The organism is Pseudomonas sp. BRG-100 (assembly GCF_000737955.1).
GTDB classification, from domain to species: domain Bacteria; phylum Pseudomonadota; class Gammaproteobacteria; order Pseudomonadales; family Pseudomonadaceae; genus Aquipseudomonas; species Aquipseudomonas synxantha_A.
The window spans coordinates 1113178-1129766 of sequence record NZ_JPRX01000001.1; the positions used below are offsets into that span (position 1 = coordinate 1113178).

At 61.0% G+C, this 16589-nt stretch carries 12 protein-coding genes; all 12 read right to left on the reverse strand.

What is annotated here, in order from left to right; genetic code table 11:
- Positions 1 to 41: 41 nt before the first annotated feature.
- The gene (locus JH25_RS0126860) at positions 42 to 425 is read right to left on the reverse strand and encodes a Rieske (2Fe-2S) protein (RefSeq protein ID WP_050549317.1); all 384 of its coding nucleotides are present in this window, start codon (positions 423 to 425) and stop codon (positions 42 to 44) included.
- Complete coding sequence (locus tag JH25_RS22325) at positions 415 to 657, reverse strand: hypothetical protein (protein ID WP_032877005.1); 243 nt, start codon at positions 655 to 657, stop codon at positions 415 to 417. The genes JH25_RS0126860 and JH25_RS22325 overlap by 11 nt, the downstream gene beginning before the upstream one ends.
- A gap of 144 nt (positions 658 to 801) precedes the next feature.
- A complete protein-coding gene (locus JH25_RS27590) occupies positions 802 to 3039 on the reverse strand; it encodes a beta-ketoacyl synthase N-terminal-like domain-containing protein (protein WP_050549318.1) in 2238 nt (745 codons plus the stop codon).
- Positions 3036 to 3356, reverse strand: coding sequence for an acyl carrier protein (locus tag JH25_RS22320; RefSeq protein ID WP_032877008.1), 321 nt, complete (start codon positions 3354 to 3356; stop codon positions 3036 to 3038). Before JH25_RS22320 ends, JH25_RS27590 begins: the two co-directional genes overlap by 4 nt.
- Positions 3350 to 4123, reverse strand: coding sequence for an SDR family NAD(P)-dependent oxidoreductase (locus JH25_RS22315; RefSeq protein ID WP_078820783.1), 774 nt, complete (start codon positions 4121 to 4123; stop codon positions 3350 to 3352). Before JH25_RS22315 ends, JH25_RS22320 begins: the two co-directional genes overlap by 7 nt.
- Positions 4120 to 5475 carry an ANL family adenylate-forming protein gene (locus tag JH25_RS22310; protein ID WP_032877009.1) on the reverse strand — a complete coding sequence of 452 codons (1356 nt, stop codon included), beginning with the start codon at positions 5473 to 5475 and terminating at the stop codon, positions 4120 to 4122. Before JH25_RS22310 ends, JH25_RS22315 begins: the two co-directional genes overlap by 4 nt.
- A 47-nt stretch (positions 5476 to 5522) precedes the next feature.
- Positions 5523 to 6452: a VOC family protein gene (locus JH25_RS22305; protein WP_032877010.1), complete on the reverse strand. Its 930-nt coding sequence runs from the start codon at positions 6450 to 6452 to the stop codon at positions 5523 to 5525.
- A complete protein-coding gene (locus tag JH25_RS22300; protein ID WP_032877012.1) occupies positions 6449 to 7813 on the reverse strand; it encodes a cytochrome P450 in 1365 nt (454 codons plus the stop codon). The genes JH25_RS22305 and JH25_RS22300 overlap by 4 nt, the downstream gene beginning before the upstream one ends.
- A 125-nt stretch (positions 7814 to 7938) precedes the next feature.
- Entirely contained in the window at positions 7939 to 8790 is an 852-nt protein-coding gene (locus tag JH25_RS0126870) for a 4'-phosphopantetheinyl transferase family protein (RefSeq protein WP_050549320.1), read from the reverse strand.
- A gap of 60 nt (positions 8791 to 8850) precedes the next feature.
- The gene (gene ileS / locus JH25_RS22295) at positions 8851 to 11943 is read right to left on the reverse strand and encodes an isoleucine--tRNA ligase (RefSeq protein ID WP_032877014.1); all 3093 of its coding nucleotides are present in this window, start codon (positions 11941 to 11943) and stop codon (positions 8851 to 8853) included.
- An 81-nt stretch (positions 11944 to 12024) separates the two neighbouring features.
- Entirely contained in the window at positions 12025 to 12963 is a 939-nt protein-coding gene (locus JH25_RS22290) for an alpha/beta fold hydrolase (RefSeq protein ID WP_032877016.1), read from the reverse strand.
- A gap of 45 nt (positions 12964 to 13008) precedes the next feature.
- The gene (locus JH25_RS27595; protein ID WP_050549322.1) at positions 13009 to 16584 is read right to left on the reverse strand and encodes a beta-ketoacyl synthase N-terminal-like domain-containing protein; all 3576 of its coding nucleotides are present in this window, start codon (positions 16582 to 16584) and stop codon (positions 13009 to 13011) included.
- Positions 16585 to 16589 lie beyond the last annotated feature (5 nt).

A 16589-nucleotide genomic window follows, 5' to 3' on the forward strand; every position in this document is an offset into this window, starting at 1 on the left:
GAAGACGCACATTGCCAGCCGCGGTGCCAGGCAAAGCAGGCTCACGTACCGCACTCCGGCCTGGCCTGTGCGCGTTGCTCGATCATCACGTCGCTGTCGATCAGATGCACCTTGTAGGTCGTCAGTGCGCAGCGGGTATGCGGCCCCAACGCCTCGCCCGTCTCCAGGTCGAACCTGGCGCCGTGGTGCGGGCAAATCAGTTGGCCGCGCCGGATCAAGGCGCCGTCCATCGTCTTACCCTGATGCGGGCAGCGGTTTTCCACGGCATAGACCGCCTGCCTGGCCTGGCAAAGCAATATCGCCTGCCCTTCTACTTGAACAGCCAGCGTGCCGCCTTCCTCCAGCGCATCCCGCTTCGCGGCGAACTGACAAGCGGGCGGATGCTCTACCAACGGCGACGACGCCTTCACGACCTCACTGCTCACGTTGGGCGAACCACTGGACGATCTGGTCGATACTGCAACCGTAGAGGCCAACTGCATCTTTTTGCGCAACGGTGACCTGGCTGACACGCTCAAGCTGCGCGAACAGTGCCATCATGGTCAGCGAGTTGATTTTCAATCGAGTCTCGATCAGTGGCACATGTGGCTCGACCGTCACGGCTCGGCCCAGGGTGGCCTGCAACGCGTCCTGGACGGTCTGGCGAGTGATCTGCATCTACGCCTCCTGTGGATGCCGGCGACCCGGGCATCGGTGCGGATTGGATTTTTATATTCCCCATCTTCCTGGCGGCCATCAACCTATAAGCCTTATGGGGAGACATCTTCCCGCGCCCATGAAAAACTTACCGCACGCGGGCTTTCAGTCTTCAACTGGCCAATAGCGTTGACGGGCGAACGGATACGTGGGCAGTGACAGTTTCTGTGCCTTTACCAAGCGGTAATAATCCAGCCAATCAAAGCTGATTCCGGCCTGCACAACGTCGCAGGCAAAGCGTTCCACGTCAGCGAACGTCAGCATTTCCTCGGCCAGATGCACGCAGCGCCCGGACGATGGCACGGTTACAGCCCAGGCCTGGCGGCTGACGACGAGCACTGCAACCTGGGCCGAATCAGGCCAGCCAGGGGAAGCAAGCTGGGCGGCGCCCTGCCCCTCCTGCACAAACGCGCTCAACCACTCAGGGCTAGCGTCTAGTGCCGACGATGCGCCGCACCCGAGCTGCAGACAGCGGTTGATCCAGTGGCCGTAACCCCTGTCGATCACGGCCTCGAACACCATCCCCCAGCGCACCAACTGTTGATACAGCGCCACTTCGAACGCCAGTTCGGCGCAGCGAGCCGCCGCTTCAACGGTCTGTGGCGTACTGGAGAGACGGCCCAGGCACTCTGCGTAATCATCGGCCATGCGCTGGTATCTCGGCGCCGCCAGCCATGCCTGCCGACTGGCATCGTCAAGGTGCTGCGGCTGCTCGCACAGGTAATACACCAGGCGCGGCGTGAACGTCGCCGGCGCATCCAGCACGCTGTGTGCGGCCTCTTCAAAAAACCTGTCCACGTCTATGCCTGCTTTCAACACACCAGCGAACCGCTCGCGATGTGCGCTGCGGCTGATGTTTATGGTATGCGCCAGCGCCAGACGATCAATTGGCCCGCTGTCACGGACGAAATGGGCGAACCGCAGCAGGTATTGGCGTAGTTGCTCTCGCGTTGCGGCAGACAGACAAATCGGCACGTCCACCGCTGCGTCGGTCCCGCGCACCAGAGCTGGCGCAACGGACTGCAGCACGCTGAACACATTGGTGCCGCCGATCCCCAGGCAATTGATCGCTGCCAACCGCGCAGTGTCGGCGGGTTGCTCCAGCGCCTGCGACCACACCCGGGTGTCCTGGCTGACCCGGAACGGCGAATGCTCGAAATCGATGCGCGGATTGGGCGTGGTGAAATGGAGTGAAGGCACCAGGGTGTCGTGCTTTAGCATCAACGCCACTTTGATCAGGCTGGCGATGCCGGCTGCCTGTTCAAGGTGACCAATATTGGATTTGACACTGCCTATCGCACAAAAACCGTGGTCCTGGGTATCCAGGCGGAAGGCTTTTTCAAGCGCCTTGATTTCCAGAGGGTCGCCCAGGCTGGTGGCGGTACCATGACACTCCACATAACTGATCTGCCGCGCATTGGCGCGCGCCAGCGTGATCGCCCGCACCATGGCTTTGGCCTGCCCTGGCACACTGGTGGCGGTGTAGCCGATTTTCATCGCCCCATCATTGTTGACATGGCTGGATTTGATCAGCGCATACACATGATCACCATCGCGTATCGCGTCGGCGTGGCGGCGCACGATGACGCTCGCCACGCCGCTGCCGAACAACGTGCCGCTGGCATCACTGGAAAACGGACAGCAACGACCGTCGCGAGACAATAACGGGCTCTGTCCGAGGGGATAACCGGTATGGTGCGGAATACGAATGGCGGCTGCCCCCACCAGCGCAGTGTCGACCTCCCCCAGGCGCAGAGCGTTGCAGGCCAGGTGCAACGCCACCAGCGAACTTGAACACGCGGTCTGCACGGTCATGCTCGGGCCTGTCAGGTTGAGCTTGAAGGACAGGCGCGTGGCGAGAAAATCCTTGTCGTTACCCTGGTGAACCAGGCTGGCGGTTTCATGATGCAAGGGGTCGAGACGGTCACCAAACTGATGCAAATAGCTGGTGGTGATGCCCCCCATGCATGCATAGACACCCGTCACGCCGGCTTGAGCCGCCTTGACATGCCCGGCATCCTCAAGCGCCTCATACCCCACCTCCAGCAACAGTCGATGCTGCGGATCGAGCAATATGGCCTCGCGCGCGGAAACCCCGAAGAACCGCGCATCGAACCATTCGATGCCTTCAAGCACCGGGCTGCGCCGGATATAACCAGGCTCGCTCCATTGCTCGCGGGTGACACCCGCCGCGCTCAGTTGCTGATCGTCAAGGTCAACGATCGACTCGCGGCCCTGGCGCAGGTTCTCCCAGAACACTCGCTGGTCAGGTGCACCCGGAAAGCGGCATGCCAACCCGACAACGGCCAGGTCGCCCAGATGGCTCTCTAGGGCCTGGCTCACAGTTGGCGCAGATCACGCAGTTGGGCGTCCAGCGGGTCCGGACTCGGCCCCGGCACACCCTGTTGCGCATACGCTCGACACAAGTCCGCCACGGTCACGATGCTGGTGATCGCCACGGCATCGGCGAAGGGGTCTGTTCCATAAACCGCTTCCAGGTTGCTGATCAGCGTCGCCAGATCCAGGGAGCTCAGGCCCAAGTCGCTGAAGCGGCTGTCAATTTCCACCGCCACCAAAGGCCCACCCTTCGCCCCCAGAACCTGAGCGATCTGGTGCTCTACTTGATCGAATACTTGATCCATGACTTGATGATTCAGCATGTGAAACCTCCATCGACTGCGATGTTTTGACCGGTGACAAAGGTGCCCCGGTCTACCAGGTACAGGATCAGATCCGCCACTTCCTGCTGGGTACCCAGACGCCCCAACGGTGTGCGGCGCTCGATCCTGCTGAGTGTCTGGGGGCTCAGGTCCTTGACCATGTCGCTGGAAAAGTAGCCAGGCGAAACTGAGTTGACGCGAATGCCCCGTGGGCCCAGCTCCTTGGCCAGGCTGCGGGTCAAGCCATCCATCGCGGCCTTGGTTGCGCTGTAAACCGTCAGGCCGGAATGACCCCGCAGGGCATTGATAGATGACACATTCACCACGCTGCCCGCGCCACGCTTGAGCAGCTTGGCCGTGACCAGCTTGGTCAGGTACAACTGGCCCTTGAGGTTGATATCAAGCGCACTGTCGATGTCCGCCACGCGCATCGTGCTGAGAATGCCTTCAACACCGGTGGCGGCATTGTTGACGAGCCCGTCGAGGCCACCGAAGCGCTTTTCCACCTGCTGGACGAAGGCGGTGAGCGCTGAGTAGTCGGTGCAGTCCAGTGCCTGCCAATGAAAGTCGGCACGCTCGCTCAACTCCGTGACAGCCGGGGACTCTCGACGACTGAAGGTCGCGACGTTATAGCCTGCCTCCAGGAAACATCGGACCGTCGTCAATCCCAGGCCCTGGCTACCGCCACTGACAATGATGGTGCCCTTTACCGCAGATGGAGCGCTGTCATGGCGAGTGTGTAAAGCGTCAGAAACTGCATCAGTCATTGCGAGGCCACCTTGATTTTCTTGAATCGATCGCTGTGCAGGCGCCCGGTCACAAATTCGATATGACGCGGCACCTTGAAATCTTCCAACCCTTGCTGGCAATGCAGCATGATCTGGCGCTTGGCGTCGTCGGTGTCCAACTCACCCTCCAGAACGACCGTGGCGGCCACGATCTGCCCGGTGACCGGACTCTTGCGCCCCCATACCACGGCATCCTTGACGAAGGGGAGGCTCAACAGCCGACTCTCGACTTCTACCGGCAGCACTTTGAGCCCTCCCACATTGATCAGGCTTTCTCCACGCCCGAGGATGCGGAAATAATCGCCACGGGTTTCAACCAGATCCCCCGTGCATAGCCAGCCCTCCTGATCGATCACCGACGGCGCGTTCAGATAGCCGAGCATCGCGGTGCGGGTCTTGATCCACAGAATCTGATCAACCACCTTCACCTGCACATCGTCAGTGGCAATTTGAATCCACAGCGAGTCACTCGACTCCGAGCGCGTGGAGAGGATGCCCAGCTCGCTCATGCCATAGGTCTGCTTGAAACGCACAGCCGGGAACACCTCGTTCAGCGCGGCCAGGGTCGATTCGGGCATGGTCTCGGTGCCGTAGGTCACCAGTTCCAGGCTGGAAAGATCGTAGGTCTCGTATGCCCGTCCCCATAGCAGCATGTTGAGAAATGTAGGGGTGGCGGGAAGGAGCTGGATCCGGTGTTCAGCAATCTGCCGGCAAATGCTCACGGCGTCGCGGGAATCGAGCTTGACCAGTGTCGAGCCGCTGAATAAACAGTGCAGCAACGTATTGAAACCGCCGATATGGTCCAGCAACAGGAATGCAGCCGTGGTACGAGGCCTTGAGCGCGGCGCATCGCGGTATTTGGCAAAAAGCCTTTCGAGGCTGAGCAGGATGGCCTTGGGCTCGCCGCTGCTGCCTGAACTGAGCAATATCAGACCGGCTTCTCGGCGATCGAACAGGCCTGCCACCAACTCGTGGGTGGGCAACTGTGTGGTTAACGCCTGCAGATCGCCGGGGTGATCGGCGTCGATGATCCAACTGGCCCCTGTCGTACGTGCCACCGCCGCGCAGCGTTCAGACGAACTGCGATTGAGTGGCACCACCACGCAATGCCGGGTGTACAAGGCCAGAATCGCCCCCACCATCGCGCAGCTATAATCACCATTGACGATTACCGTGCAGCACGCGATGTTCTGGTGCGCCAGAAGCGCCTGCCAGGACATCATCGCTTGCCCTATGGCGTTGAAGGAGGACTGCTGGCCATCGGCGATCAGCGCAATGCCGTCGCCGAACGAAGCCAGGCGGTCGCTGATCCAATTACGTTCCTCTCTCATGTCTGCCTGTGCTCCTGTTGCTGTTTGCCAAAACACCGCACGAACGCTCAAGGCGATGCGCGAGCCATCCTGGCCGACAACCCGACCAGCCCTCCAATCAGTAACCGCGCCAGCCTGGCCAACCTTCCGGGAGCGCGAAAGCCCCAGATGGCATCCATCCAGGCGGGCAATTGCAGCAACTCCACCGACAGCCCAGCGCGGCTGCGCAGGTACACCACGTGGGATAACCCACCGCCAACCGGCGGCGTGCTTGAGCTGAAGCCTTCACGCAGCACGCGTCGGTAAAGGGCATTGAAGTGGCTTGGGCGGCGTACGCCCAGGGCGACATTCATCAGTCCGGGTTCATTGAGTGGTCGTACGGCGCCCACGCCTTGGCGGTGCACCAGTTCGATCCAGTGCTCACCCGCATCCAGGGCGCAGCGCGGCGTGTCGCAGCTGACCGTGGCCGAGGGCTGGCACGCCGACAGCGGCAGCCCCAGCGCCCGATGAAAATAATCCACGGCGTCCTCCAGATCTTCGACCACCAGCCGTACGCCGATAATGCGCCCGACCGCGCCGCCAGCCTCAGCCTCCACCAGTTGCACCGGTACGCCATCGGGGTCGCGCAGCACTGTGCCGGTGAGGTCGACGGGTATACCGGCCGCCTGCAAGCGCGCCACGGCGGCGTCTATATCGGCTACCGCGACAAACAAGCGCTCGTAGCCGCTGCGTGTGCGCGTTGCCGCCGGCAACCGGCACGGTTGGCTGAACTCGAAGAATTCAAGCTGAAAAAATGCCTGTGCGTCAGCCATCCAGTAATTGACGCCCTGCACCGCCGTCATCTCGAACAGTCGGGCAGCCATGGGTCCGCGAACCTGAAAACTGCCGGTGGCACGCAAACCCAACAACGCGGCATAAAACTGCATGCTGGTGGCGGCGTCGGCGGAGCAGATTGCGACCTGGCACAATCGCGGCGGCGCAAGTTCGGACCTGCTCACGGGCGATTCCGTGGCGTAAAGGAAATGGCAAATCGCTCGCTCAAGCCTGCGGCGGGGTTGGAGAAATCCATCTTGATATCGCTGAGCTTGCACGCCGGGCGCAAATCGGTGTGATACAAAAACAGCGCCAGGTTCAACGACAACAGGATATTGGCCAGCCCCGCCCCGATGCAGGTGTGCGGCCCACGACCGAAGGGTGCCCAGGCGCCGCTGGCGCGGTGTTCAAGCCGCGGCTCTTCATAGCGAGTGATGTCGAAGACCTGAGGGTTCTTGAACCACGCAGGATCCGTGTGGTTGGCAGTGGTGAATAGAATGATGTCCTGCCCTTTGTCGATCGAGTAACCCTGGAACTCGAAGTCTTTCGCTGCCGTACGGCGCACGGCGTAGGCCGTTGGATAAAGACGCATCACCTCGCGGATGAAGTTCTTCAGGGTCTCCATGTTTTCCAGGCCATCAGCGTCCGGCAATCCCTGGCTGAAACAGGCATCCACTTCATCACGCAACGCCTGGTGCAAGTGCGGCTGCTTGAAAAGCTCCAGCAGCATGAAGCTCAAGGTGGCACCGACGGTGTCGATGCCTGCCAGGTAGGAGATGATGGCGTGGTTGCGCATATCTCCTGGGGTAAACCACTGGGGCTGGACCATCTGCCCTTTTTCCTTGAGCGTCTGGAAGTAACCCTGGGTTTGCTCCTGGGTCCGTTCCGACTCGATAATCCGGTCAGCCAGCGCCTGCACCTGCTTTTTCGCCGCCCGGTAACCCGGCAGGCGCAACGCCAGCCGCGGCCACTTTTTCAGGGCACAAACGTTCATCGCGGTATTCTGATACCGCATCAGCGCCTCGACTTCATCCGGCGTGGGTTGATAACCCTGCAGTGACCCACCAATCTGCTGCGACAGCACATGCCGAAACAGCGCCGACACCTTTTGATCAACGCCGTAGCGCGCTTGCAGGGTATCCGTGAAGATCTGCGCAAGCATGGGAATGCGCTCGTTGAACGCCGACTTGGAGAACAGCGGCTTCATCAGGTTGCGCTGGAAGCGATGGGCATCACCATCCACGCCGATGAACGAATGCGGGCATTGCATCTCTTGCAAGGTCGCTTCCCAGAACCCGCTTGAGACAAAGCAATCCTTGCCCTTGTCCGCCACGAATCGGTTCGCCTCCATGCCGGCCAATACCACGAAGTTCATATGCGCGGCCTTGACCCGGTAGACATCGCCATAGGTACTGCGCGTGGTTTGCAAGAAGCCCAGGGGGTTGCGGATCAAGGCAAGCGCACTGCCGAGCAGTGGCCAGCCCTTGACCACGGGAAGCTGGCGGTTGCCGGCCCCACTCGAGACCTCTCTTTCCCACGATGTCATCGTTGCTCTCCCGGATGGCGTTTGGTCTATGCATTGCCGCGCCCTGCCTGCGACACATCAGTGCCCAGCGAAAAAAGCATAACCAAAAGCGGCGCGATCCAAACCTATAAGCACTGATAGGTAAATTAGCCGAGGTCGATCTCGGGTGTGGCGCAGATGCCCGGCAGCCTCCATGGCGGCGTCACCGTGTGGGGGGCCGCTTGGCGCCGACACAGGCAGGCCAGGTCGAGGGTACGCACGCGGGGAATGACTTCCTGCACGCGCAGGCAAAACCTGGCCCGAGGCGATTCATGACAGGCAGCCACAGCCAGGCAGTAGCGCGCCAGCAGCATTGTTGACCAGAATTGCCAATGCCGGGCGTCGGTTGTCGGTGGGTTGAATTGAAGGGAATGCCCGCAGCTTGGCCCCAGCCGGAAGGCAAAGCTGTCGAGCGGTACAGCAAGACCTTCGCCGCGGGCCTTTATGTAGGCTTCCTTGAGTGTCCATATCTCGAAAAATCGCTGCGCACGGTGCGCTGCGCCACACTGCTGCAGGTCGTGGCGCTCGGCGGCCGCAAAGAACGTATCGGCCACCGAAACGCCGTCGCCCTGGCGCTGCAGGTCTTCAACATCGATGCCGATTGCCTGTCGCGACACGGCCATGACGATCAAGCCATCGGTATGGGAAACATTGAAGTGCAGGGAATGCGAGGGGTCCAACACCGGATCGATACACGGCTTGCCGTGATCGTTGTAGGCAAAGCACCAGTGCTGCGGGGGAATACCGGGGCGATACATCGACAACACATGACGCACAAGCGCCCGGGTAACCAGGTACTGATGGCGATGTCGGGCAAAATGAAATTGCGCCATCCGCTGGCGCTCACTGTCACTGAGCACCGCGGCATATTCGGCCAACAGGTCAGCCGCGACGATCAACTCATCACGACAGACCCACAACTGGATATCGCCCGGTGGTAACGGCCACTCACGATCCATCGTGACTCCAGCGGCACCACCTGGTGCCGCTCGACAGCGCGGCACCAGGTCGGCATTGCCTCAGGCCAGTACGCTACGGCGCAGTTGAATACGCACAGGGTCGCCCTCGGGCAGCTCGACTTCGTCCACTGCCAGCGGCGCCTCAAGATCGCTGCGCAACAAGCTCTGGACCAGTAACTGGCTCTTGAGCCAGTCCTCGTGGTGCACCAGGATCTCATCGACATAGGCACCGCCGAGCACGGCGATGTCGACTTTTTCGGTGTAGCCCAGCTTGGCTTTCTTGCGCAGGTCTTGCAGCCTGCGGTTGAGCTCACGTACGGCGCCTTCGCGCTTGAGCGAGGCATCGATGTCCAAGTCCAGCCAGACCACCATGTTCTCGACAATCCCGACGTTATTGAGCGTGTCACGCACGGTCAGGCGACGCTCGAACTCGTGGGGCTGGATCGTCTGCCCTGCGGCAACCAGCACCCCCTGTTCATCGATTACATACTCTCCAGCCTTCACCGCTGTGGTGACCGCCTTCATCGCCGGGCCCAGTCGCTTGCCGAGCAAGGAGAAGATCAATACCACCACGGGCTGCGCCCACTCGTCGGCATCGGCGGCCCACTGGACCTGCTTGACGTTGAGTTCCTCCTCGAGGAACTGTGCATAGCGCTCCAGTACGGCCTGTTCGATACCCGCGACGCGAATGCTGCGCAACGGAAACTTCTGCGAAACCCCATTGGTTTCGCGCACATTGCGCACGCTGGCGATCAAGTTACGCAGGCTGCTCATCTCATCGGCCAGCTCGTACGACAGGTACTGGCGATCGATGCTCGGCCAGTCTTGCAGGTGCACAGAGTCGGCATACCCCAGTTCGGTGTAGACCGCCTCAGCCAGAAACGGCATGAAGGGCGCCAGCAGACGAGCAAAATTAGATAACGCGTAGTGCAGCACTTCATAGCACTGGCGCTTGTCGTCATCCAGGCCATCGCGCCAGATGCGTGCCTTGTTCAAGCGCAGGTACCAGGTACTCAAGACGTTGATGAACACTTCGATACGCGAATAGATCTTGGAAAAATCCAGAGACTCCATCCACATCTTGATATCCGATTCCAGCGCCGCCAACTCATGCAACAAGTAGTGGTCCAGGACATTGTCCAGGGGCTGGCCAAGGTCGCCGGAAGGACTGAACTGGTCGATTTCGGTGAACGTTTTATAGAACTGCAGGCAATTCCAGAACAGCAGATGGTAGCGGCGCACCACGTCGCGCACCGACTCTTCACTGAACTTGATGTCCTCTCCCTTGCAGACCGGCGATGCCAGCAAGGCCACGCGCAAGGCGTCCGAACCGTGGGTCTGCATGAGATCCATCGGGTTGGGGTAGTTCTTCAGGCGCTTGGACATCTTGCGACCGTCCTTGGCCAGAATCACCCCGTGGCACATGGCGTTCTTGAAGGGGTTCTGCTCGAAACAGCCGGTGGAGATGACCATCATCGTGTAGAACCAACCGCGGGTCTGCGCAAGGTACTCGACGATGAAGTCGGCAGGGAAAGTCTGTTCGAACTCCTGCTTGTTTTCGAACGGGTAGTGCCGACTGGCGAACGGCATTGCGCCCGATTCGAACCAGCAATCGAAGACACCGGTCACCCGACTCATGGTGCCCTCGCAGCACTGGCAGGCGAAACGATGCTCGTCGATATGAGGCACATGCAGGTCTTCGACCTTGCGCCCGGAACGCGCTTCGATCTGCGCGATGCTGCCCATCACCTCGACGGTGCCGCACTGGTCACAGCGCCATACCGGGATGGGCGCACCCCAGAAACGGTTGCGCGACACCGCCCAATCGCGGGCATTACGGATCCAGTCCCCGAAGCGCCCTTCCTTCACATGCTCGGGCACCCAGTTGACCTGGCTGTTGTTTTCCACCAACTGCTCGCGCAGCGCCGACGCGCGGATGAACCAGGACTCTACCGCGCGATAGATCAGAGGGTTATCGCAACGCCAGCAGTGTGGATAGTTGTGTTCGATCTGTTCTTGCTTGAACAGCAAGCCACTGCTCTTCAGATCTGCAAGGATGCGCGGCGTGGCCTCGAAAATATTCTGCCCGGCATACTGCGCCACCGCATCGGAAAAGGTACCGTCGTCGCGAACAGGGTTAGGTGCAGGCAACTCGTATTGCTGCCCGAGCAAGGCGTCGTCCTCACCGAACGCAGGGGCAATGTGGACAATGCCAGAGCCATCGCCCATCTGTACGAAGTCGGCGGTGACCACGCGATGGGCCGAGGCATCGATCACCTCGCCGACCACCGGCAGATAACGCAGCCCAGCCAGCTCTGCGCCGGTACAGCGTTCCAGGATCACCGGCTCATCGAACAAGCCGCCCAGGCAACCTTCGGCCAGCCATAGGCGCTCTTCGCCGTGCTCGATGCACACATAGTTTTCATCGGCGGCCACGGCCAGTGCGACGTTGGCAGGCAACGTCCAGGGTGTGGTGGTCCATGCCAGGAAGAAAGTGTCCGGGCGGTCTTGTTGCCTGAACTTGACATAGGCGGACATATCGCGGCGCGGGCGGAAGGCGTCGTCCAGGCGCGCCTCGAAATTCGACAACACCGTCTGGCAACGCACGCAGTAAGGCACGATCTTGCCGCCCTCGTAGACATGCCCCTTGTCATGCAAGGTTTTAAAGCCCCACAGCACCGACTCCATGTAGTCGTTATCCATGGTCTTGTAGGCGCCATCGAAATCGACCCAACGGCCCATCCGGTTGACAAAGCCACGCCAGTCATCGGCGTACTTGAGCACCAGTTCTCTGCACTCGTCGTTGAACTGCTCCACGCCAAACTCGAGAATATCGCGCTTGGACTTGAAGCCCATGGCCTTCTCGACTTCGAACTCCACCGGCAAGCCGTGGCAATCCCAGCCCCAGCGGCGTGGGACCTGTTTGCCGAGCATCGTCTGGTAACGCGGTATGACGTCTTTGATATAGGAAGTCAGAATATGGCCGTAGTGCGGCAGGCCGGTAGCAAACGGCGGGCCGTCATAAAATACGTACACCGGCTTACCCTCACGGGCGCTGATGGATTGCTCGAACGTCTTTTCTTTTTCCCACCGCTCGAGTACCGCATCTTCCATTGCCGGAAATCTAACCGGCCCACTTCCTTCCGTACTCATCAGTCACACCTGTCAGTAAAAACAAAAAAGCACCCCCTCGGGGCTTTACCTTACCTGGCGGTCTGCCGCCGCCATCGCCCGTCAATCCACGTCTGCCTCACCCTGTCGACTGGCGGCCGATACAACTGACGGCGCACAAAAAGGGGTGAGAAAAGCAGGTGGCACGGTACGACAGTCAAACGCTTCCAGCGTTTGCAGAAACCCCAGCATAACCTTGGATACACTCTCTTGTGTATCAGAGAAAAGCGTGTAGTGCCCCCAATCGTCCATGATGCGCACCTGCGCATTGGGCAGAATCTCTCCCAGGCTCAGTGAGTCCTGGAACGACACCATGGTGTCTTTCCGCCCCCCTATCACCAGGACTGGCACGCTGATCGGGGCACACCACTGGCGATCCACTTCAGGCTCAGCGGCGCTTTGGATCAGGTACATATAGCGCAGCAATGCCTGGGGGCCGCTTTTGAAGGGAGCCTCCACCAAGCCGCGGATGCGCGCATCGGCCAGCCCTGTGAGGCGGGTGGCTGTCTGTTCCGTGTTATTGGCGAAGATGGTGTGGTACATGAAATCGAGCTTGGACTCATCTTCGACCAATATGCGACTGACCTTGCCAATGGCATCGCCAGCCACTGCGCTGTAGCGGCTATTGAAGAAATTCGGGCTGTTGAACAACAGCAGCGCCTCCAAGCGTGCGGGCCATCTGCGCGCATAAGCCAACGCGGTATGAATGCCGGTGCACCAGGCGGCCAGTACCACCGGGCCAGGAGCGAGCATGGCCATCAGGTGTTCCAGGTCGCGCACCTGATCGTCCAGCGCATATTCGCGAAACCTATCATCATACGCCCCCGGCAATCCGCGCCGTTCCCAGGTGACAAAGCCAATACCGGCCGCCTGCAGCGCCTGGGCCACGCCCTGCGTCACGGCGTTGCCGATGCCCAGGGCATTGACGAACACCACGGTGCCACCCGGCGCCTGCGTGTGTAGCACCTCCAGGCTCAAGCCATCGTGCGTGATCAGTTGCATGCTGTGTGTCCCTCTCTTCACTGTGCCTGCTTGCCCCAAGGTGCCTCATGTACCGGTTTGTCGCTGCCCCGCCACGGCTGCTGCCAGATTGTTGATCTCGTCCCAGATGTGCAGCGAACGGCTTTGCCATGCCAACGGATAGCGGCTGGCGGCGGCCTGATAGAAATCCGCCGCGGCCTCCCGATCCGTCGCAGCCCGCCGGCAATACTCGTTCAGGGCCCAGCCATAGGCCGAAATCGCCAGGCCCGAACCCAGGCCGGCGTTGGGCGAGCCGGTGCCGGCTGCATCTCCTACCAACAACAGGTTGCCATCAACTACCCGTTCGGCCCTGCTGTGATGCACCGCAATACGTTGCGTCAACCAGTTGATCCCCTGGTGCTCGACGCCCCAGCTTTTGGCGAAGAAGTCAGCTTTGTCCAAAAGCAGCTCGAGCGCCGGTGGCGTCGGTGTGCTGCTGTAGAACGCCACGCCAAACTCTTTGCGCACAGGGTAGGCCAGGCCAAAAGCGCAGTGATCGAGACGCCCGCGCGAATCGAAGGCGAACTCATAGCTCAAGCGTGACGTCGCAACCTCACTGGCGCAGTGAAACACATACCAGCTCTCACTGCCCTGAGGGGTCTGCAGCAGCGTGCACTCGATGCCCGCGGCCTGGGCCACGGCACTGCGCGCACCGTCAGCGACCACAACCAGATCGGCATCGAGGGGGAATGACGGCGCACCTGCCGTTGCACTCAGCAACACTTGCCAGGTAGCGGGCCTGCTGTCGTCGGCGACCACCGTCGCCTGATGGTCGGCGATAAAACGCACGCCCCGCGCGCAAGCCTGCTCCATCAACACCGCCTGCAAGTCGGCCAGGGAAATGGCCATCACCGACTCACCCACGAACAGCTCGGCGACTGTCTCGTCTCCATACGCCATGCTTGCATCGATACTGTCGAGAATGCCGGCCGGCAACTCGCGGGAGAAATACCGGGTGCGCTGCCCGGCGCTATTGAGGTAGAAATCGTGTCGCACGATCCGTGCGGCGCGCCGTGCAACGGCATCCAGCACCCCGATGCTTTTCAGGTAGGGCAAGGTGTGAGGGTAAAGCGTGACCATTTGCATACGGTTGATCGCGGTACGCTTTTCGACCACATACACCTGCTCGAAACCATTGGCCGCCAGGGTCAGGGCTGCCACCAGGCCAGCCGGCCCGGCTCCCAGCACCACACCGCGTTTGCCGGCCCATGCCCGCTCCGGCAGCGCGGCGGGTTGGTGGGCAAAATCGAAGGCGTAGCCGTTGCGGTGGTACACCTGCAATTGTTCCGGCGCAACGTAGTTACTCGCCGCAGGCACACTCGGCACGATCGGCGTAGCGGTCGACGGCATCGGCTCGCTGACCGGAGGAGGCATGGGAGCGAGCATTTGCTCAAGCTGTTCGATCAGCGCGCCGGCTGTCCTACACAGCACTAACTGCGGGCCGTCACGACTCTCATCCAGCCCCTCCAATGCCTGGCAAAGGCAAGCCGCCAGCACCAGCATGGTCACTGAATTCAAACCGTAATCAAGCAACGGCTTGCCCAATTGCAACGTGTGCGGATCGATTTGCGTCAGTGCGGCGATTTGCGCACGCACCACCTCATGCACATCCTCGGCGTTCGCCTCCAGCGCGATGGCTATCGCAGGCGCAGGCGTGGCGGATGTGTCAACGGTCGGCAGCCAACAGTGAACCTTGGCAAACGGATAAGTCGGCAGCTCGACGATGCGGCGGCCAGCACGCAGGCTGGCCTGGCGAGACACCTGTTGCAGGCTGATCTGTCCAACAACCCAGGCCCGGGCCTGCTCTTCCAGGCTCAACGTCTGGCGCTCAAGGGGCGCGGTATCCGGCACCTCGACCTCCTCAAGGTCACCATAGTGAATCACCACGCCGTCCACACTGCCCTGTTGCCGGTGAACACAGGCCAGCGCCGCATCCAGAGTGTCGAGCAAGGTGCCAGGTTGGCGCTGCACCCATGCCACCCGGCAGTTCATGGTTTCACGACCCTGACTGAGGGTAAACGCCAAGTCATCCAGGGTGAGCGAAGGGGTGGCAGCCAATGCTCGCCGAGCACTGCCAAGCACAGCCTGCAGGCGCTCGTTAGTCGCTGCGGAAAAAACCAATAGCCACGGGCCTGGCGTTGAGACCGGCTCAACGGCGGCGGGTGCAGCGTCGTACGCCTGCAACAGCAGGTGGGCATTCGCACCGCCAGCGGCGAATGTATGCACAGCGGCACGGCGCGGTGTCGGCCAGGGCATGCCGCCAGGTGCATCGCTGGGATGGTGCCAATGCTCCAGGCTGCGCTGGGCCCGCAGCGGCGCCTCATCAGCGCGGGTTTGTGGATTAAGCGGTTCGGTCAGAATCGACGGCACCAGCACCCGGTCACGCAGTTGCAACGCCACCTTGATCACCTGCGCCAGGCCAATCGCGGCTTCTGCATGGCCAATGTTCGACTTCACCGAACCCAGACGGCAGTGTGGCAAGTGCGTATTGCGCGGCCCATAGACGCTTCGCAACGCCTGGAACTCAGCGACATCGCCCAGGGTTGCACCTGAGGCCGAGGTCTCGACGTAATCGACACTCCGGGGGTCGATGCCCGAGCGCTGGAAATGCCGCGACAGCAGGGTCTCGAACGCAGCAGCACTCGGCACGCTGTAGCCGGGTGTATAGCCTTTGTGGCTGATAGCGGTGGACTTGATCACCGCAGTGACCGTGTCACCTTCTTCAATCGCCTGTTTGAGCGGCTTGAGCAGCACCGCAGCCACGGTTTCACCGGGCAGGAACCCGTCTGCCTGCCCGTAGGCTCGAACCCCCGGATGACTGGCGAGCAGTTGCCCCTGGCACAACGCAATATATTTGAACGGGTGGATAGACAGATTCGTCGCCCCCACCACCGCCAACCGGCAACTGCCGCTGCGCAGGCTTTCGCAGGCCAGATGCAGCGCCGTTGCCGCCGAGGAACACATGGTGTCGAGCGCCAGGCTGGGACCCTTGAGGTTGAAAAAATGCGAAATCCGGTTGGCCATGCTTGCGGTCGATGACAAGGCTACCGTGGCCTTGCGCGGCACATCGGCGTCGAACGCGTGGTACTGCTGATACATCGAACCGGTAAACACCCCGACCTCGCCGTCACAGGACTCAGCCAGGTAATCGCGGGTGTAGCCGATGCGTTCGAACAAGGTCCAGACCTCCTGCAAAAGCAGGCGCTCCTGAGGGTCCATCAACTGGGCTTCGCGCGGAGAAATGCCGAAAAACAGTGAATCGAAACGGTCCACATCCTCGATGAACCCGCCCCATCGGCAATACGCCCTGCCCGGCTCACCCTTTTGTGCACTGAAATACGTGTCGGTATCCCAGCGGGTCGCCGGCACTTGCGTAATGCTGTCTACGCCAGCACGCAAATTGTCCCAGAACTGCTCCACCGACGCCGCACCAGGAAAGCGTCCCGCCATGCTGATGATGGCAATATCGCCAGCTTCCACCGCCACGGGATCAGGGGTTTGCGCCGTCGGCTGGGGTGCCGGCAGCATACGCAGGCGTGCCTTGGCCTGCTCGATGCTCAGCCGGCCCTCGCGCAGTTCGTCGAGGATGGTCTTCAGGGTCATAAGGG

Bases quoted from the DNA above. Each gene is read 5' to 3' on its own strand.
- JH25_RS22325 (WP_032877005.1), bottom strand. From the start codon at position 657: ATGCAGATCACTCGCCAGACCGTCCAGGACGCGTTGCAGGCCACCCTG.
- JH25_RS22320 (WP_032877008.1), bottom strand. From the start codon at position 3,356: ATGCTGAATCATCAAGTCATGGATCAAGTATTCGATCAAGTAGAGCAC.
- JH25_RS22315 (WP_078820783.1), bottom strand. From the start codon at position 4,123: ATGACTGATGCAGTTTCTGACGCTTTACACACTCGCCATGACAGCGCT.
- JH25_RS22310 (WP_032877009.1), bottom strand. From the start codon at position 5,475: ATGAGAGAGGAACGTAATTGGATCAGCGACCGCCTGGCTTCGTTCGGC.
- JH25_RS22300 (WP_032877012.1), bottom strand. From the start codon at position 7,813: ATGACATCGTGGGAAAGAGAGGTCTCGAGTGGGGCCGGCAACCGCCAG.
- JH25_RS0126870 (WP_050549320.1), bottom strand. From the start codon at position 8,790: ATGGATCGTGAGTGGCCGTTACCACCGGGCGATATCCAGTTGTGGGTC.
- ileS (WP_032877014.1), bottom strand. From the start codon at position 11,943: ATGAGTACGGAAGGAAGTGGGCCGGTTAGATTTCCGGCAATGGAAGAT.
- JH25_RS22290 (WP_032877016.1), bottom strand. From the start codon at position 12,963: ATGCAACTGATCACGCACGATGGCTTGAGCCTGGAGGTGCTACACACG.
- JH25_RS27595 (WP_050549322.1), bottom strand. From the start codon at position 16,584: ATGACCCTGAAGACCATCCTCGACGAACTGCGCGAGGGCCGGCTGAGC.